We start from the raw sequence: 17,695 nt of genomic DNA, 5'->3' as shown, positions 1-17,695 counted from the left end.
CTGTCAGCGGTGGCGCTTTTTCATACTGAGCGCTCAAAACGCGAAGAAATTGTTCTAGAATGTTCGTACTGTCACATAAACGAACAGGAGTGAACATGCATATCTACTCTGTCAACGATCCCGAGTTCAAATCCTATGGCAACGTTTGGGATGACGTTCCGTCCGTGCTCACGTCGCCCGTGCTCGAGGCGCTCTCTGCCACGCCCATCCCCGAGGGCAGCAAGTACGTAGCAAGCGCGCCGGAGCTCGAGGGCGTCAAGGATGCCGATAAGCTGGGCTTTCTCATGTACGGCGGCCGTCCCTTCCAGCTGGGCTGGTGCAACGGCCACAACACGCAGCTCAACTGCCTGGAGTATCACCGCGCCAGCGAGTTTAACCTGGGCGCCCGCGACTTTATCCTGCTCGTGGCGCATCGCTGGGAGATTGAGGGCGGCAAGCTCGACACCGCGTGCGTCAAGGCGTTCCGCGTGCCGGCGGGTACGGTCGTCGAAGTCTTCAACACCACGCTCCACTACACGCCGTGCATGGTCGACGACGGCGGCTTCCAGGTAATGGTTGCGTTGCCCGCCGGCACCAATGGTCCGCGCCCCGAGGCCGCAGCCGACATGCCCGCGGTCGGCGACAGCTACTGCTACTGGAAGGCCGACAAGTGGGTCCTCTGCCACGCCGACAGCCCCAAGGCAGCCGAAGGCGGCTACGTAGGCCTCATCGGCAAAAACCTCGACATCAACGTGGACTAGAATCTTCCGTCTCGATCTGTAACATCTAGCGGGCTAAATCGTTACTACCTGTTACAGATTGAGACATACCGTAGAAGGCCGCCCGAAAATCTCGATTTGTAACACCAAACCCGATTTTGACGGCCTAGCTGTTACAGATCGAGATAAAACGGGCCCAAACCACCACAAAGGTGCCTGTCCCCATTGTGGTGGCTGCCTAGAACTGGCTGCGAAGGTAGTCAGCCATATATGGAACGGCGAAGCGCACGTAGCCGCGGCGAGCCTGTTCGATCACGCCGGCGTCAATAAGGCGCCGGCGATACTTTTGCGCATAGTCGGGTGTGACTGACATGCGCTTCGCAACATCAGAAATGCGAGACACAGCGTCTTCGTCATCAGTCATTGCGGAGAGAAACGCGACGTCTTGGTCTGACAGCGCGGCGAGCGTCGTTTCGCACACATCGTTTTCGAAATCGACTTTCGACGCCTCGATGGCTCCGTCGATTAACCCTTGCGTCGCACGTTCGCCTGTCCTGCAGCGATTGGCGATGTTATAGCCGATGAGTTGCAGCATATAGGGCGAGCCTTGGGTTGCGCGAGCGGCACGGAGGCGAAGATCGCTTGGAATATCAAGGCCGAGCTCATCGAAAGCCCGCTGGTAATAGGTATCGACATCTCCGACCGAAAGTGGCTCGAGCGTGACCTTTCGAGCGCGGTTGAGAAATGTCAGCACACGGTCATTGAGTGTTGCGCAGACGGCTCCCGGAAGGCCCGCCATGACGAGCGCGACGTTGAGTCGTTCGCCGACCAGCTCTTGATAGGCGGTGACGAGCTGTCTGATCTCGGGTGAATTTGCTTGGAGCTCGTCGATGAGGATGAGGATGCCGTGCCCCTGCTCGGTCAGTTTGCGCGCGAGCTGCGTGAGCTTGAACTGAAAGCTCTTGGTCTCCTGCACGTCTCGTGTGAACTCGAGGCCTGCCGAGAGCCCGAAAACACTTAGGCTGCCGCTCGCGAGTTTGGGAAGGCGGCGTTTGTTGACGTAAGGTTTGCCTGCTTCTTGGATTTTCTCGACAATGCGCTCGAGCATATCCTCGGAGGCTACGGTAGGCGTGGCGACAACAAAGCCGAGCTTGCGTGCGCGGTCGGCAAGTTCCCACAGAAGAACTGTCTTGCCGCTGCCTCGCTGTCCAAGCATGAGCATGGCTCGGTCGCGATTGCCCGGTTCCTGCTCAAGGCCGGATATGAATGTCGAAATTACAGTTTCGCGCCCGACGAGATAGGATGGGCGATTTCCAAATGAGGGGGAGAAGATGGTTTCAGTCATAAGTCTCCTTTCCTTTCTTTCCTATTTTTTCCTTTCTTTCCTATTCAGTCAAATGGTCTGCCACCCGAGGGCGCCTTCGCTGTTGTGGAGGCGCCCTTTTTTGCAAGTGAGTAGACTTTTTGGCTTAGTCTGACCACGCCGGAACATGCCAGGTAAGCTACCTGCGGTTTTGATGGCGTCAAAGGCGGGTCTGGTTGAGTTTTGCCAAAAAGTCTACTCACTTGACGTTCGCGGCGTGTGGGCGGGTGCTTTTTCGTGCACGCGAGGTATCAAAAAGTGTCAGGAGCGCACCGTCTGCCGATGTGCGGGAGCGAAAAGAAGTGTCGACCTGCGCCGTTGCCGTTGAGCGACGTGCCGTTTATAGAGATACTGAGCCTATGACAAACAGCGTATGAAAGGATCGATGCATGGCTTTCCGTAATGACTTCCTGTGGGGCGGCGCGACGGCTGCCAACCAGTGCGAGGGCGCCTACAACGTGGACGGCCGCGGCCTGGCCAACGTGGACGTGGCCCCGCACGGCTCCGAGCGCTTCGCGGTGGTCTCCGGCCAGCGCAAGATGCTCGACTTCGAGGATGGCTACTACTATCCCGCGCAGACCGGCATCGATTTTTACCATCACTACAAGGAGGACATCGCCCTCTTTGCCGAGATGGGCTTTAAGACCTTCCGCATGAGCCTGGCCTGGACCCGTATCTTCCCCAACGGTGACGAGGCCGAGCCCAACGAGGCCGGCCTGGCCTTCTACGAGGACGTGTTCCGCGAGTGCCAAGCGCACGGCATCGAGCCGCTCGTGACCATCACGCACTTCGACTGCCCGATCCACCTCATCAAGGAGTACGGCGGCTGGCGCAACCGCAAGCTCATCGACTTCTACAAGAACCTCGCGACCACGATCTTCACCCGCTACAAGGGCCTGGTGAAGTACTGGCTCACCTTCAACGAGATCAACATGATCCTGCACCTGCCGTTTATGGGTGCCGGCCTGGTTTTTGAGGAGGGCGAGAACAAGGAGGCCGTCGAGTACCTGGCCGCCCACAACGAGCTCGTCGCCAGCGCCTGGGCAACCAAGATTGCCCACGAGATCGACCCCGAGGTCAAGATCGGCTGCATGCTCGCTGCCGGCACCTACTACCCCTACAGCTGCCGTCCGGGCGATGTGCGCCAGGCGCAGCTCGACAACCAGGACAACTACTTCTTTGTCGACGTCCAGAGCCGCGGCTACTACCCGGCCTATGCCGTCAAGAAGCTCGAGCGTCTGGGCATCGACGTCGGCATGACTGACGAGGACCGCGAGATCCTGGCCGAAAACACCGTCGACTTCATCAGCTTTAGCTACTACTCCACCCGCTGCTCTGCCGGTGCCGACAACCCCGATGTCGAGAAGACCCAGGGCAACGCCTTCGCCGGCGCCAAGAACCCCTATCTGCAGGAGAGCCAGTGGGGCTGGGCTATCGATCCGCTGGGCTTCCGCATCACCCTCAACGACCTGTACGACCGCTATCAGAAGCCGCTGTTTGTGGTTGAGAACGGTCTGGGCGCCAAGGATGTTGTCGAGGAGGATGGCTCCATCAACGACGACTACCGTATCGACTACCTGCGCCAGCATATCGCCGCCATGCGCGATGCCGTGACCGAGGACGGCGTGGACCTTTTGGGCTACACCACCTGGGGCCCGATCGACCTCGTCTCTGCCGGCACCGGCGAGATGTCCAAGCGCTACGGCTTTATCTACGTCGACCGCGACGACGCGGGCAACGGCACCCTCAAGCGCTCCAAGAAGAAGAGCTTTGATTGGTATAAGAAGGTTATCGCCACCAACGGCGAAGACCTGGCCTAAGGGCACTGAGGCACTCAACCTTGGGGCTCCAACCCTCCTCGCGTACCTAAGTACGCTTCGTCGGGCTTGTCGCCCCCAATCTTGAGCACCTCAGGCCCTTAGGAGGTGGACCTGACCGCCGCATTTCGAAAGGCATGCTTTATAGCTTCCTAACCAAGGCGCCCGGCGAGCAGCTTATGCCCGCCGGGCGCTTTGTTAAAAGAAGTGAAAGAAAGCAAAAGAAGTTAAAGCTTGCAAAAGAAGTTAAAACTTGCAAAATTAGTGAAAGCAGGATAGAGTTGACGGGGGAGTGTTCCATGGATGTGCCCATTAATCCGTTTACGCCGACATTTGGCATCGTCCCGCCAATTATGGCCGGCCGCACGTATCTTATTAATGATGTTGTGCGAGCGCTCGACCGCGGCCCCGGCGATCCCAACTTGGCAACAATCTATGTTGGCGCACGAGGAACAGGTAAAACGGCCCTGCTCTCATACCTTAGCTCCGAGGCGCAAAGGCATGGTTGGATTTCGGTTGGCGTGGCTGCTGCTCCTGGAATGCTGGAAGACATTTACGAGCAAACGCGTGAAGTTGCGGCTGAATATATCGATAGCGGCTTAAATCCTAGGCTCAGAGGTTTGAGTGTGGGCCAGCTATTTAGCGTGGAATGGGAGCCGGAGCAGGCACCTTCGGCAAACTGGCGCACGCGGATGACTCGCCTTATAAAAGCTTTGGACAAATATGATATCGGTTTGCTGTTCACGATCGATGAGGTGTCGGCTTCGTTCGATGAAATGATTAGTTTTGCCTCTACGTACCAGATGTTTGTGCGCGAAGGCCGACGTGTGGGAGTGCTGATGGCGGGGCTGCCGCATCAGGTGTCAATGCTGCTGCGCAACCAGTCCGTTTCATTTTTGCGTCGATCAGTTCAGCACCACTTGGGGAATATTAGCGACAAGGAAATTGCCGTTGCATTGAAGGAGACCATCGAGGGCGGTGGCAGGCGCGTGAGTGCTGACGGCCTTCAGAAGATGGTAGATGCCATCGGCGGTTTTCCGTTTCTTATGCAGCTCGTCGGTTTCCGCTCTTGGGATATACGGCCTCAGGCAGAAGAGATAACCGCCCAAGATGCTGCAAGGGGCATTGCGCTTGCGCGTTCTGACATGGAGCAGCGCGTGTTGGCGCCGACGTATTACGAACTGTCCGAAGGCGATAAATCGTTCTTGGAGGCAATGCTTGCAGACGGGGGCGAGAGCAAGATTGCGGACGTTGCAGAGCGAATGGGCGTAAAGAGCAATTATGCGTCGCAATACCGCGCTCGCCTGATTGAGCAAGGGATTATTGGTGAGCGCGGCCGAGGAAGGGTTGGCTTTGACCTTCCGTATTTTAAGGAATACCTAGAGGAGACCCTCGCTGTCGATTAGTCATTGGGGGACGTTCTTGTTTGACTGGTCGTTTAAGAACGTCCCCAATGACTACTTGCCTAATTATCACCATTGTTTACCAGCGCGTTTAACCGAATTTACAGTTACCAATTAACCAAATATCAATTTTTTGATTAACCATATTTACGCATTTCAATTAACGAAACAGATTAAACATGTACTGTTTGAGTTGGCACTTGGGGACGTTCCTTTTCTGTCGGCACCTGGGGACACTCCTGAGAGGTAGTCATTGGGGACGTTCTTAAACGACTAGTCGTCAGGGACACTCCTTGCGCGCCTTGCCGTCTGCGGATTTTGGGACATGCGGCCCGATTTTTGGGCCCATCTGTCGGTACACTAAAGGCACTATGGGTACCCGCGAGCGACATATCGGTCACGCGGCCGCCCGATCCGCACCCGCGGCGGATCCCAGGGGCGGCAAGCTCTTTGCCATGCCGCGATTCCTTGTTGGCATATCGCATCGTGTATACCGCCGCCGCGTCTTTGCTATCGCCGGCGCCATCACCGCGCTGTTCCTTATGCTTTTAGCGGTCTTGCCGGCGCTGTTCGCCTCGGACCCCAAGCTTTCCAACACCGTGCCCGTCTATGGTGAGGTGTCCAAAGAGGTCGCGGACGAGCTCGCTCATACGAGCTCCTTTCCGCTACTTGTCGCCGCAGTCACGTTTTCAATCTGGGGCGTTCTCGCTTACCTGCGCTGCCTGGACTATGTGTTGCGCCGCCGCCTTGTTGCCATCGCTGCCATCTGCGCCCTGTGGATGATTGAGGTCATCTTTAAGTACAAATCATTCACGCCAAGCTACGCCACGCTGCTTTGGTACCTGTACTACGTGCCCATGACGCTCATCCCGCTGCTCTTTCAGCTATGCGGCATGCGCCTCGTGGGCGTGGAGCAACATCGCGCGGGCCGCCGCTACCGCACGGCCTTGTGGATTACGGCCGCCCTGCTTATCGCGTTTGTGCTCACCAACGATTGGCACCGGCAGATATTCCACTTTGACCGCGCAAGCGAAACCTGGAGCAACGACTACACGTATGGCTGGGGTTACTTTGTCTTTCTGGCGTGGACGGCTTTTAACGTCGTTGCCTTTTTTGTCCTGGTGGGACGGTCCTCGTCTTATAGAATCCAGCGCTTTTCAGGCACGGCAGCACTCGTGTTGCTGGGCGGCGCGTTCTTTGCCGCTTCGTATGCCCTGCGTGTGCCCTGGGCGTGGAAACTCAACTTTTCGCTGGTCTATTGCGTGCTGTGCGTGGTAACACTCGAGATTTGCCTCGATTGTGGCGTTATCCCGTCGTATCACGATATCGCCGGCATCTTCGATACCCTGCCGCTCGATCTCAAGGTTCTGACGCGCGACTTGCAGGTGGCATATGCCACGCCGATGTCGGGACCAATCACGCCAGATGTGCGCGAAGAGCTTCGTGCGCAGGAGTACGGGCGTGCCCACGCCTTTACCGTGGCGTCTGCCCCCGATGTGATGTATCGAGCTTTTCCGCTGCTGGGCGGGTCGGCTCTCCTTGCCCAGGAGGTCTCGGAACTCAACGAGCTCAATCGCGAGCTGGCGTATCGGCGTATGGAACTGCAACGTCAAAACGAACTGCTCGCGGCCGACTATGACCTTAAGGCGCATTTGGCAGACCAGGAGGCCGAGGCGCTGCTGGTTCAAGATGTGGACCGGGCGCTTGCCCGCGCGCTCGATGAGATGTACAGCCTGCTGAGCTCGCTGCCTCCGCTTACCGACGAGGCATCCTCGCATGAGCGTTACCGCATGCTGCAGTGCGCCAAAATGCTCGTTGCCTATTGCAAGCGCAAAGGGTCGCTCACGTTGGCGCAACACGAGGAGAGCGGCTTTGACCGCGACCGTATTCAGCTGATTGCCAACGAGCTCGCAAGCGATCTGCGCGCCATCGATGTCGACTGCGCCTCGATTGTCGCCATACGCCGCCCACTGCACGCCAGTACGGTAAGCGCGCTGTACGACTGCGTGTACGACTTTGCGTTTTTTGCCTACACCACCGATCATCCGGCGCTTATGTATCACTTGGGCGACCACGACTCGTGCAGTGTCGAGCTGCGCGCCACGCTCTTTTCCAACGATGAGGACGATCTTTCGCGAACACCCGCCGCCCACGAGCTCGAGGTCGCGCTGCAGGGGCGAAACGTGGCGTATCGTCTTGAGGGCGAGCCCGGTCAGCTGCGCATGATCGTCTTGATGCCGCGGACGGGTGAGTGACCATGCAGATTCCGCTTATCCTTCCTCAGATTGTCGCGCTCGACGTCGTCTTTGCCCTAGCGGCATGCCTGCAGACCATTCACGTTCCGCTCATCGCGTCGCGGCGCTCGTCCTATAACCGCAAGGTGATTTGCGCCTACGAGGCGAGCCTTGTGCTTCACCTGATGATTTCGGCGCTCATCTTATTCGCGTCGTCTGGCTCGTATCTGGTGGCGCCGCTTGACGTTTGCGCCAGGGCAATGGGCGGAGTGCTGTGGCTCAATGCCGCGATCTTTGCCTATGGCGTGGTCCTTATGGTGCACTATCGTCGCCCTGTCATGCTGGCCGAGCTGCTGCTTGTTGTCGCCGTTACACCGCCGGTGGTTTTTGCCATGGGCTCGGCGTGGGCCGTTGTCCTTATCGCAGAGGGAGCGTTCTTCCTGTTCCGCTCCATCGCGGCGCTTTTGATGGACGTCCGTAACCGCCAGGAGGACATCACCGCGTTCTCGACGATTGAAACTATCAACGTGATTCCCGTGGGCATTCTGTATCTAGACCCGAGGGGCCATCCGCTGCTCATGAACCGCTGCATGCGCAAAAACCTGGTGGAGCTTCATATGCCCACCGACCTAGGCGATATGAGCGGTACATGGAACGACCTGCGCAAACTCAGTATGCAAATGCCCGAAAGCAGCCAGAGCCGCGTGCGCATCAATTTAGACCGCTTTGGTGAGGCGCGCGTTGTGGTCGAGGTTTCTCCCGCCGAGATTCGCCTGTTTGTGTGCGATGACGTTATGGTCTCGGGCCGTTCGTTCGAGCGCATAATCGGTCTGGATGTGACAGAGTATGCGCATGCGCATGACCGCCTGGCGCAGGCCAACCACCTGCTTGCGCTTGCGGGCAAAGAGCTCCAGGCTCAGATCGAAGAAGTCAAAAAAGTTGCCGACAACGCGGCTTATCTGCGCATGCGTGCCCGCGTTCACGATGTGATCGGCCAGCGCCTGTCTATCCTCCATCGCTATCTGGAGGAGGGGCGTTTGGACGACGAGTCGCTCGAGCAGATTGACCCGTTGCTGCGCTCAATCGCCGCTGATCTGCGCCGTGGCGGTGCCGGCGAGCCTTCGGAGCAGCTGGGCGATATCGTCCACGCCTTCGGCCTGGTGAGCGTGCAGATCGATGTCGAGGGTGCACTGCCCCAGGATGCACGTGTCGCCGCAGCATTCTTGCAGATTATCCGCGAAGCTTCGACCAATGCTACCAAGCATGCGCAGGCACATCAGGTCCACGTGCGCCTGTGGCAGGAGGGGACGGATGCTGGTGCCGTCGCGCACATGACTATTTCTAACGACGGGTCCCCAGCCCCCGTATCGTATCGCGAAGGAACGGGTATCCCAGGTATGAGGCGTGTCGCGCAAGATCTGGGCGGCAGCTTGGAAGTCCGCCCCGCCCCGCCCTTTACGCTTGCGGTATCCATTCCGCTGCACTCCAACGCCACGGTCCAAAGGAGAAGCTCATGATCCGCGTGCTCATCGTCGAAGACCAGGCCATCTTGCGCGAGAGTCTCGCACGCTCCGTTGGCGACCAGTCCGATATGACCGTTGTCGCCGCGATAGCCGATGCTTCCGAAGCCCTCGATATCGTGCTCAAGGAGCGCCCGGACATGATACTGATGGACGTGTGCACCGAGCACGATTCCAATGGCATCGTGGCGGCAGCGCGTATTAAAGAGGAACTGCCCGAGTGCCGTGTCATCATTATGACGGGTATGCCCGAGATCACCTTTGTCGATCAGGCGCGCGAGGCGGGCGTCGATAGCTTTGTGTACAAGAATGTCGGTATCGACGAGCTGTTTGGCGTGATGCGCTCCACGCTGGCGGGCTACTGCACGTTTCCCAAACCGCCCGAGAGCATTTTCTCGGGCACGGCGGCCCTCGATGATGTTGAGCTGTCGATTTTGCGCCTTGCCTGCGAGGGCAAGAGCCGTCGCGAGATTGCGGGCGAGCTGTTTATGAGCGAGGGCACCGTCAAGCGCCGCATCTCGGAGATTCTGAGCAAGACCGGCTACGACAATATCATGCGCCTGGCGGTGCATGCGGTGACCGAGGGCAGCATCGTTCCCAACATGGAGCGCCCGTAATCGACGCTCTCGACCGTGCTTCGATGCTAAAAAACAGGCCGCCCGCCGCTTCACACCTGAAAGCAGCGGGCGGCCTGTTTGCGTGGGCAGAGCGTTGCTGGCGCAAAGCGACGGGTCCGCAGGATCAGTTCCTGCGGACCCGTCTGGAACGCGCGCGGGTTTGTCCGCCAATCCGCGGCTGTCGATGTCTGTCGCTACGCGATGGTTGCGCTGTAGGAAGCGACGTCCTCGTAGGAATCGGTCAGGTAGGCGTCGATGCCGATGGTCGTGTTGACTAGGCTGTCGAAGCTGTCAAGCGTGCCGTTCGAGAAGGTGAACTCTTCGGTGGCGTTGGTGCCGGGCATCAGGTGGGCCGAGAACCAGGCTTCCTTCATGGTGCCGTTGACGTTTGTCTTGCCGGTGGGGGCGTAGAAGGTCAGGTCCTTGTCGCTCTTGTTGACGATGTTGACGACAAAGCCGATGTCGCCCCAGTCGTCCTGGAACTTCTCGGTGATGGTGATGGTGCACAGGTCGTCATCGGCGACAGTGACGGCGGGGGAGATTTCGACGCTCTGGACATCGCCGTCTTCGACGGCCTCCTCGACTTCCTCTTCCTTCTCGGCGGCCTCGCGATCCTTCTTCACGATACCGGACAGGTCCTTATCGGACTTGCTAAAGATGAGCTTGTCCTCGCCGTCCTCAAGGACAAGCTTGCCGTCCTCGAGCTTCACGTCGGTCGTCTCCTTGTCGACGGTGATACTCGCGGTGGTAGCGTCCTTGGCCTCCCACTTTAGGTCGGAAACTTCGGAGAACAAATCGAGGCTGCCCGTGCCGTCTTCGTCCAGGACCAAGATGCAGCTGATGCCCCATTCCTCGAACATATCCATATACTCATCGGTCAGCTCTTCGCCCTCCGTGGTTCCACCCGAGAGCTTCCAGCTGCCGACAAAGTTGGCCTTGGGGTCTTTGCCGCCGCTGCAGCCCGTGAGGGCAAAGGCGAGCGCCAAGACGCATGTCAGAAATGCGAGTGCGGACTTTTTGAACGTTGTCTTCATGGTGTCCTCCTTCTTGTGTGAAAACCCATAGAAGCAAATGCGGGGGTGGCGGATCCCCCGCCAATTACCAGATAAAGGGGTTAGGGCCTAGGCGTTCCGCAGTTGCTGCAGAACTTGCCGCCGTTTTCGCTACCGCAGTTGGGGCAGAACCACTTGGCCGGCGCCGGGGCGGGTGCGGGACTGCCGCACTCGGAGCAGAACTTGCCGGTGTTGGTGGCGCCGCAGCTGCAGGTCCACGTGCCGGCCACAGGTGCGGCGGGAGCCGGTGCGGGAGCGGGTGCCGGAGCCGGCTGCGGGGCGGCCTGCTGCTGCGCCTGGCCGGCGGCGAACAGCTGGCTGGCGTTCATGCCGCCCATGCCACCTGCCATGCCCATGCCCATAAAGCCTGCCATCGCGCCGTTGGGGTTGGCCGCCGCGGCACGCATCGCGTCGCTCTGGGCGCTGGCGATGTTGGCGGCCGCCATGGTGGGGTCGCGCATGACCGCTGCCTTCTGCAGATCCTTGATCATCTGCTCGTCTTCTTGCGAGGCGGCGATGGAGTTAACGCCAAAGCTCACGATCTCGACGCCGCGCAGGTCACGCCAGTCGGCAGAGAGAACCTCGTTGAGCGCGCGGGCGAGCTCGGTGGTGTGGCCGGGGATGGCGCTGTAGCGGATGCCCATCTCCGAGATCTTGGCAAAGGCGGGCTGCAAGGCGGTGAGCAGCTCGGACTTAAGCTGGCTGTCGATCTTGTCGCGCGTGTAACTATCGGTCACGTTGCCGCATACGTTGGTGTAGAACAGCAACGGGTTGGTGATGCGGTACGAATACTCGCCGTTGCAGCGCACGGAGATGTCGACGTCCAGGCCAATGTTGTTATCGACCACGCGGAAGGGTACGGGCGAGGCGGTGCCGTACTTGTTGCCGATGATCTCCTTGGTGTTGATGAAGTAGACGCGCTGGTCCTTGCCCGCGTCGCCGCCAAAGGTAAAGCGGCTGCCGATATTGGCGAAGGTCTCCTTGATGGAATCGCCCAGGTTGCCGCTAAAGACGCTCGGCTCGCTGCCGGTATCGAAGACGAACTCACCGGGCTCCAGCGCGACTTCGATGATCTTGCCGTTTTGCACCACGAGCATGCCCTGGCCGTCGTTGACGGCGATGACCGAGCCGTTGGAGATGACGTTGTCCTCGCCGCGCGTGTTGGAGCTGCGGCCACCGGTACGTTTGCTGCCCTTGCAGGCCAAGACGTCAGCAGGCATCGATTCGCAGTAGATAAATTCCTTCCACTGGTCGGCCATGACGCCGCCGGCAGCTCCCAATCCAGCTTTCAAGAGTCCCATGGTGATCTTCCTTTCTCGTCAAAGGCCGGGTGGTATTGGTTGGATTGCTTAGTCGTCCTTGTCGTCTTTCATGACAACGGTGGTCTCGGTGTGGCTGAAGGTGTCGTGCTTCTCGGTCAGGTCGAGCTCGCCGCAGTACTCGTCGGCGTGGGTGGCCTCGTTGGCCGTCTTGAGCTGGCCTACCAGTAGCACGTCTCCGATAATCACGATGATCAGCGGCGCGATGATGTTGATGAGGATGCCTTCGATGTCAAAGGTGAGGTAATTCGGATCGAAGGCGTTCTCACCCATAAAGAGAATCTGGGAGAGGATAAATCCGATCACAAAGAACAGCACCGAGGCAACAGCGAGCTTGGGCTTGGAGCAGGGAAGCTCGCCGACCATGCGGCCGGTCTGGCCGTTCATGGCAAACAGGTAGCGCTTGCCGTTCCATGAGGTGGAAAGCATCCAGACGGGGAACAGAGCGTAGTCACTGTCTTCCCAGGTGTAATCGAGCTGCTTGCTTTCGACCGTGGCGTCGTCATATTCGTCGACGACAGTCTCACGCAGGGCCGAGACCGTGCTTTCTTCCATACGGCGCTCGGCGCGCGCCTTACAGGCCTCGCAATCCTCGTCGTAGCGGTTGGCGATGTAACCGGGCATATATGCGACCGAGAACGGACGCAGAGCCTCGTAATCAAACGGCTCGATGGCATCCATATGGCCGTCGGGCATCTTGGTCGATCCGTCAACGGGCACGCGCTCAAACGAGATATTGCCCTTGCGGTATGCGTCGTAGTGGTCGATGGTCGTTACTGTGCGGTCGGATTCCTCGCGCACGGTCTCATTGGTCGCATCAAAGCGCACTTCGCCGTCCACGCGGGCGCCGTAGAGCCAAAACGGCACGTAGACGCCTTGAACCTCGTCGATGTGGTTGCCGGTGACAAAGCTCTTGGGTAGCAAGATCTTGCCCTTGTAATGCTCCTTGAGCGCCGCCAGCGCGTCGTCGCGCTCGAGCTTAAACGGAATCACCAGGTCGGGGGAGAAGTCTCCCGAGAGCTGGCCGGGTGCCACGGCGGAGTTGCCGCAGTAGGGGCAGGTGGTAACGGCGACCGTGCCGTCCGAGATCAGCTCGGCGCCGCACGACGAGCAGATATAGCCGGCGTTTTGGGCAAGCTCCTGTACCGCGTCGTCGACAGCGGGCTTGGACGCCGTGGCCGCGGCGTCGGCTTTGGCATCCGCCTTGCCCTGGCGCTCGCGATAGAGAGCCTCGACCTCTTCGACTTCAAAGCGCGAATCGCAGTAGTCGCAGACGAGCTTTTGCTCGGCGCTGGCAAAGTGAAGGGGGCCGCCACACGCAGGGCACTGATAGTTGACGCTCTCGAAGGCCATGATCGGTCCTTTCTGCGCCGGGGACTATGCGCCGATGGCGCCGCCGCAGTATTCGCAGCGCCCACTGGCATCGGGAATCGTGGTTGCACCACAGAAGGGACAGGTGACTGCAGTCTTGGGAGCCTTGGCGGCCGCGACGCTATCGCGCGTCTCCTGGCGCAGCTGCACCAGCGCGTCGCGGACTTCGGTTGCCTGGCGCTTGGCCTCGCGGTACTCAACGGATTCGCGCTGCTCGATGGTGGAGTCGTTCACGCGCAGGCCGATCTCGGTAAAGTACGGCGTGTTGACGTGGATGGTCAGGTTAAAGTCGTAATCCAGGTCGTAGCGCGGCGGGTCGTAGCTCTTGCGCTCGCCGTCCTTGGTCTCGCGATAGACCTCGGTGCGATGCTCGTCGATGTCCATGTCGCAGCCGAGTACCTGCGAGAACTCGATGATGTCGGGGTTGGCGTCGCGCCAGCGGCTCTGCGAGGTAATGATCAGCTGGCCCGCGTCCTCGTCGAGCATGATGTTGGTGCGTCCGGCAGAAAGCGTGCGCGTGGGGTTGAACGACGCCAGGCGTTCGGCATTGGCCTCGCGGTAGGCGAGCTGCTCGCGGATGTCGTCTGCGGTGCTGGAGCGCCAGCCGCTAAAGAAGGGGGAGAGCTTGCCGGCGCACTCTTTGCACAGGTAGCCTTCGTTGATCTTGGTCTTTCCCAAAAGACCCAGCTCGGTACCGCAAATCGCGCATTCTTTCTTCTCGAACATCTTGTCAAAGAAGCCCATGGCTGCCTCCCATCAACTGGTAGCGTGTGTCACTTTTGATGATGGGTGAGTGCGCGGCCTTTCACGATACCCAAGCGGCTCAAGAAGTCTCCACAACTGGGACACATGGCCCATTTTGGGCAGTCATCGGGGACGTTCTTAAACGACTAGTCGCCGGGGACACTCTTTGCCAAAGGGTGGCACTTGGGGACGTTCCTTTCTGCCGGCACCTGGGGACACTCCTTGTGGGGGGGGGCTCTTCTCGAGAGACAGGTTGGTTATGGCCCCACCCGCTGTCGGAAATTCGATCAACGCTTTCTAAAAATGTTCAATAGAGGTCAATTCCAATTGAGATTATGTTGAAATATATAAATACTCAATTGGAATTTTGCAGTTATCCCAGTTAAAATAGGAAAAGGGAGGCAAGTTATGCTCAAGCGTAAAATAATCGAGAAAATTGAAAGCTGGAAACAGACTAAAACCGGGCAGGGACTGCTTATTACCGGCGCTCGACAAGTTGGCAAAACAAGCGCTGTCGAGCAGTTCGCCCGTGACAACTATAGAAGCTTCCTGAAAATCGACTTCGTGGAGAGACCCGACGCGGTCGAGCTCATAGGGGAGGCAAGGAGCCTCGATGACCTCATTGTGAGAATCACCGCACTGGCTTCATCGCCCATCGCTTCGGATACAAAGACGCTTCTGTTTTTTGATGAGGTGCAGCGTTGCGGAGACGCTATCACCTGGATGCGTTATCTTGCGCAAGACGATCGTTTCGATGTCATTTACTCCGGCTCCATGCTCGGGATTGAGGCGTTCCATTTTCGGTCGTTGCCGGTAGGTACTATCGATATCCTCGAGATGTTTCCCATGGATTTCGAGGAATTCTCCTGGGCTCTGGGAGTCGACGAATCATTATGGGATGTCGTTCGTGCCTGTTATCGCAAACGGGAACAAGTGCCTCCGTTTATTCATGAACGGTTGATCGAGACGTATTATCGGTATGTCCTTGTGGGTGGCATGCCTGAGGCCGTTCAGCTGTTCGTCTCAACTCATGATACACAGGCGATGCGCGCTCGTCAGCAGGGCATTCTCGAAGCATATCGCGCAGATATCGCACGGTACGCCGAAGCCCCCGCGCATGCTCAACGGATCAGGACGATCTACGATGCCATGCCCGCGCAGCTCAATAAAGAGAACAAGCGCTTTCTCGTTACCGGGATAGACAAGCGGAAACGATTTTTGGATTTGCAGCCTGATTTTGACTGGCTTGTTAATGCGGGCGTTGCGATCCCGGTTAAGAGGGTGAGCGAGCCCATGTTCCCCTTGGGTCTCTCGCGGGAAGACAGTTTTTTCAAGTTCTACCTGAGCGATGTGGGGCTGCTGTTCTCTACTTTTTCTCCCGCTGATGTCGAGGCCATTGTTGCGCAGCGGGAATCGATCAACTTTGGGCAGGCTTTTGAGAATGCGGTCGCCCAGGAGCTGCGCGCATGCGGCTACTCTTCGTTGTTCTACTTTAACGCGGCCAAGGTTGGAGAAGTCGATTTTATTATCGAGGATAAGCGGAGCCCCGTCGTTTTGCCTATCGAGGTCAAATCGGGTAGGTACAGCACAAAGCACGTTGCCCTCGATCGCCTGATGAGCGTTGAAAACTATGGATTGGCTCGGGCGGTCGTGCTTCACCGGGACAACGTGGTGGATGGAAAGGCGATATTGTATTTGCCCCTATATATGGCGGGCCTGCTAAAAGAAATGCCATAGATGAAGGGTTGAGAGCTCTAAGGTAGTCATTGGGGACGTTCTTAAACGACTGGTCGCCGGGGACACTCTTTGCCGAGCAAGCAGTCCACGTCGTGCTCCTTCTGGGACAGACGGCTCAAAAACGCTGCACGCCGTGGACTACTGGGGTCAAATTCGCGGCATTTCGAGCTTGGCTTCGTTATCGGGACTGATTCTTTATTAAAATTGAAATCCAAACAGTTGAGCGGCGGGGGGGGGGGATTCATGAGAGGCATGGGAGACACAGCCGCATACTTACGTCGGGGCATTCGGGAGATTATATGCCTAGCGCTGTTCTATTTTACGTATTTGGCTGGCGAGTATCTTTTTGACGTGCGCGTTGCCGAGTTTGTGCCGCCGAGCGAGGTCGTTGTCTACGAGAGCTTCATCGTCGGCGCGAGCGCAATCGGCTTTCTTGTGCGTCCCCTTCTGTACTACCGCCGTCCCCGTGCGATCGATACGACAAGCGACATCGCGGGCGTGTTGCTGGCATCGGCGTTGCTGCTGTTGATGATGGCGGCTCAATTTGAGATGCTCATTGCCGGCGGGTTGCTGACGTTCTGCACACTGGGCTACTGCGGATCGACCGCCCATGCCAACTTTGCGCGACGCTTTGCACGGACGCCGTATTTGGCGCGCGTGTTGGCACTTTCGTATGCTTTGGGCGTTTTGCTGCAGGTGCTCAACCATATGGTGATGCCTGCGGGGATTCCGCAGCAGTTTGTTCTTGTTGCCTGTGCGGTTGCGCAGGTGGTACTGCTCCACAACGTCCGTCGCGCCAAGCTACACGGTGAGCCTGAGGTTGGGCGCGAGTCCGATATCGCCGAGCTTTCGGTGGATGCGTCGGAATTTGGCGCCAAGTGGCAAGACGATTCTGAATCAACGGCGGCTTTTCGGCGCGCCGTGGTGCGTCTGACGGTCGCAACCGCCTGCCTTACCGGTGTGTTTGCCGCCCTCAATGCAGGGCTCACGACCTCGCATGCCGCCGGGGCCATCGATTTGGGCGATTGGCCGCGCCTGTTGATGGCGGCGAGCGCTCTAGCTGCCGGCGCCTTGTTTGACCTGCACGGTCGTTCGTATATGAACATCACCATGACTTGCACTGCCATGTTGTCCACGCTTTCGTTCTTTGTCTTGCTCGTCGACGGCAATGGCGGCAATGTGCTTGCGGCCATGGCGATTTTCTATCTGGGTTCGGGCTTCTTCGTGGTGTTTTTTACGACGAAATTTGCTGCCATTTCGGTTTATGCGCACTGGTCGTATCTGTGGCCGTGCATGGGTCGTGTCATCAGCAACATTTGCGCGATGCTCGTGACGGCGCCGGCGGTGGCGATTATCTCGAGCCAGAACGTGCTGCTGGCGGTGGGTGCGGTGCTCGTACTGTTTGTGGGCATTGCGATTTCGCTGCTGGGACAGTTTGGGCATCGGGCAGATGACGCTGCGGTGCCCGGCGAGCTGGCGTTTGCTGCCGATGATCTTGGCGCGGATCGCGCGTCTGCTCAGAGCGAGCCCGCTTCCGCGGAGGTGCCGGAGCTCACGCTCGACGAACGTCTCCATGCCTTTGTCGCCGCCTTTGAGCTTACAGAGCGCGAGCGCGATATTTTGGAGGCCTTGGTCGCATCGCACGAGAGCGTTCAGGATATCGCTGCAACGCTCTTCCTTTCGCGCTCTACGCTCTACCGTCATATCGCCTCAATCAACAAAAAGACCGGTGCCGCCTCGTGCGTGGCCCTCATTAACTTCTTCTGGTCCTGGACGCCTCAAGACTAGCTAATTTGGGACGGGGCTTTTTTAGCTGTTTT

General features: G+C 58.4%; 13 protein-coding genes. 8 read left to right on the top strand and 5 right to left on the bottom strand.

Annotation, left to right across the window (positions count from 1 at the left end):
• The first annotated feature begins 95 nt into the window (after positions 1-95).
• A complete protein-coding gene (locus DXB98_RS01875) occupies positions 96-740 on the top strand; it encodes a DUF4867 family protein (RefSeq protein WP_117735646.1) in 645 nt (214 codons plus the stop codon).
• A gap of 196 nt (positions 741-936) precedes the next feature.
• Here DXB98_RS01875 and DXB98_RS01870 read toward each other — a convergent pair whose 3' ends face one another.
• Positions 937-2,043 carry an ATP-binding protein gene (locus DXB98_RS01870; RefSeq protein ID WP_117742943.1) on the bottom strand — a complete coding sequence of 369 codons (1,107 nt, stop codon included), beginning with the start codon at positions 2,041-2,043 and terminating at the stop codon, positions 937-939.
• 407 nt (positions 2,044-2,450) lie between these two features.
• Here DXB98_RS01870 and DXB98_RS01865 point away from each other — a divergent pair, with 407 nt between their 5' ends.
• The 5 genes from DXB98_RS01865 to DXB98_RS01845 all read left to right on the top strand — a co-directional run bounded on the left by DXB98_RS01865 (position 2,451) and on the right by DXB98_RS01845 (position 9,652).
• On the top strand, positions 2,451-3,881 hold the full coding sequence (locus tag DXB98_RS01865) for a 6-phospho-beta-glucosidase (RefSeq protein ID WP_117742942.1): 1,431 nt from the start codon (positions 2,451-2,453) through the stop codon (positions 3,879-3,881).
• 134 nt (positions 3,882-4,015) lie between these two features.
• Positions 4,016-5,284, top strand: coding sequence for an ATP-binding protein (locus tag DXB98_RS01860; protein ID WP_233505057.1), 1,269 nt, complete (start codon positions 4,016-4,018; stop codon positions 5,282-5,284).
• A gap of 368 nt (positions 5,285-5,652) precedes the next feature.
• Positions 5,653-7,536, top strand: coding sequence for a histidine kinase N-terminal 7TM domain-containing protein (locus DXB98_RS01855; protein WP_117742941.1), 1,884 nt, complete (start codon positions 5,653-5,655; stop codon positions 7,534-7,536).
• 2 nt (positions 7,537-7,538) lie between these two features.
• Positions 7,539-9,032, top strand: coding sequence for a sensor histidine kinase (locus DXB98_RS01850; protein ID WP_117742940.1), 1,494 nt, complete (start codon positions 7,539-7,541; stop codon positions 9,030-9,032).
• Positions 9,029-9,652 (top strand): response regulator transcription factor, encoded by a 624-nt coding sequence (locus DXB98_RS01845; protein ID WP_117742939.1) that lies wholly within the window; start codon positions 9,029-9,031, stop codon positions 9,650-9,652. Before DXB98_RS01850 ends, DXB98_RS01845 begins: the two co-directional genes overlap by 4 nt.
• Before the next feature lie 194 nt (positions 9,653-9,846).
• Here the strand turns inward: DXB98_RS01845 and DXB98_RS01840 are convergent, their stop codons facing one another.
• From DXB98_RS01840 to DXB98_RS01825, 4 genes are all read right to left on the bottom strand, one after another.
• Positions 9,847-10,686 carry a hypothetical protein gene (locus tag DXB98_RS01840; RefSeq protein WP_117742938.1) on the bottom strand — a complete coding sequence of 280 codons (840 nt, stop codon included), beginning with the start codon at positions 10,684-10,686 and terminating at the stop codon, positions 9,847-9,849.
• An 80-nt stretch (positions 10,687-10,766) separates the two neighbouring features.
• A complete protein-coding gene (locus DXB98_RS01835) occupies positions 10,767-12,005 on the bottom strand; it encodes an SPFH domain-containing protein (protein ID WP_117742937.1) in 1,239 nt (412 codons plus the stop codon).
• A gap of 48 nt (positions 12,006-12,053) precedes the next feature.
• The gene (locus DXB98_RS01830) at positions 12,054-13,376 is read right to left on the bottom strand and encodes a hypothetical protein (RefSeq protein WP_117742936.1); all 1,323 of its coding nucleotides are present in this window, start codon (positions 13,374-13,376) and stop codon (positions 12,054-12,056) included.
• 24 nt (positions 13,377-13,400) lie between these two features.
• On the bottom strand, positions 13,401-14,138 hold the full coding sequence (locus DXB98_RS01825; protein ID WP_117742935.1) for a DUF4428 domain-containing protein: 738 nt from the start codon (positions 14,136-14,138) through the stop codon (positions 13,401-13,403).
• Positions 14,139-14,546: 408 nt separating this feature from the next.
• Here DXB98_RS01825 and DXB98_RS01820 point away from each other — a divergent pair, with 408 nt between their 5' ends.
• Both DXB98_RS01820 and DXB98_RS01815 read left to right on the top strand, forming a co-directional pair.
• Positions 14,547-15,875 (top strand): ATP-binding protein, encoded by a 1,329-nt coding sequence (locus tag DXB98_RS01820; RefSeq protein ID WP_117735655.1) that lies wholly within the window; start codon positions 14,547-14,549, stop codon positions 15,873-15,875.
• Positions 15,876-16,118: 243 nt separating this feature from the next.
• Positions 16,119-17,663 carry a helix-turn-helix domain-containing protein gene (locus tag DXB98_RS01815; RefSeq protein WP_117742934.1) on the top strand — a complete coding sequence of 515 codons (1,545 nt, stop codon included), beginning with the start codon at positions 16,119-16,121 and terminating at the stop codon, positions 17,661-17,663.
• Positions 17,664-17,695: the final 32 nt, after the last annotated feature.

Source organism: Collinsella sp. OM07-12 (genome assembly GCF_003438275.1).
Lineage (GTDB): Bacteria > Actinomycetota > Coriobacteriia > Coriobacteriales > Coriobacteriaceae > Collinsella.
This window is presented reverse-complemented; position numbering and strand designations above follow the sequence as displayed.

What these genes read in the sequence shown, in the direction of transcription:
- DXB98_RS01875 (WP_117735646.1), top strand. Translation starts at nt 96, where the DNA reads ATGCATATCTACTCTGTCAACGATCCCGAGTTCAAATCCTATGGCAAC.
- DXB98_RS01870 (WP_117742943.1), bottom strand. Translation starts at nt 2,043, where the DNA reads ATGACTGAAACCATCTTCTCCCCCTCATTTGGAAATCGCCCATCCTAT.
- DXB98_RS01865 (WP_117742942.1), top strand. Translation starts at nt 2,451, where the DNA reads ATGGCTTTCCGTAATGACTTCCTGTGGGGCGGCGCGACGGCTGCCAAC.
- DXB98_RS01860 (WP_233505057.1), top strand. Translation starts at nt 4,016, where the DNA reads ATGCTTTATAGCTTCCTAACCAAGGCGCCCGGCGAGCAGCTTATGCCC.
- DXB98_RS01855 (WP_117742941.1), top strand. Translation starts at nt 5,653, where the DNA reads ATGGGTACCCGCGAGCGACATATCGGTCACGCGGCCGCCCGATCCGCA.
- DXB98_RS01850 (WP_117742940.1), top strand. Translation starts at nt 7,539, where the DNA reads ATGCAGATTCCGCTTATCCTTCCTCAGATTGTCGCGCTCGACGTCGTC.
- DXB98_RS01845 (WP_117742939.1), top strand. Translation starts at nt 9,029, where the DNA reads ATGATCCGCGTGCTCATCGTCGAAGACCAGGCCATCTTGCGCGAGAGT.
- DXB98_RS01840 (WP_117742938.1), bottom strand. Translation starts at nt 10,686, where the DNA reads ATGAAGACAACGTTCAAAAAGTCCGCACTCGCATTTCTGACATGCGTC.
- DXB98_RS01835 (WP_117742937.1), bottom strand. Translation starts at nt 12,005, where the DNA reads ATGGGACTCTTGAAAGCTGGATTGGGAGCTGCCGGCGGCGTCATGGCC.
- DXB98_RS01830 (WP_117742936.1), bottom strand. Translation starts at nt 13,376, where the DNA reads ATGGCCTTCGAGAGCGTCAACTATCAGTGCCCTGCGTGTGGCGGCCCC.
- DXB98_RS01825 (WP_117742935.1), bottom strand. Translation starts at nt 14,138, where the DNA reads ATGGGCTTCTTTGACAAGATGTTCGAGAAGAAAGAATGCGCGATTTGC.
- DXB98_RS01820 (WP_117735655.1), top strand. Translation starts at nt 14,547, where the DNA reads ATGCTCAAGCGTAAAATAATCGAGAAAATTGAAAGCTGGAAACAGACT.
- DXB98_RS01815 (WP_117742934.1), top strand. Translation starts at nt 16,119, where the DNA reads ATGAGAGGCATGGGAGACACAGCCGCATACTTACGTCGGGGCATTCGG.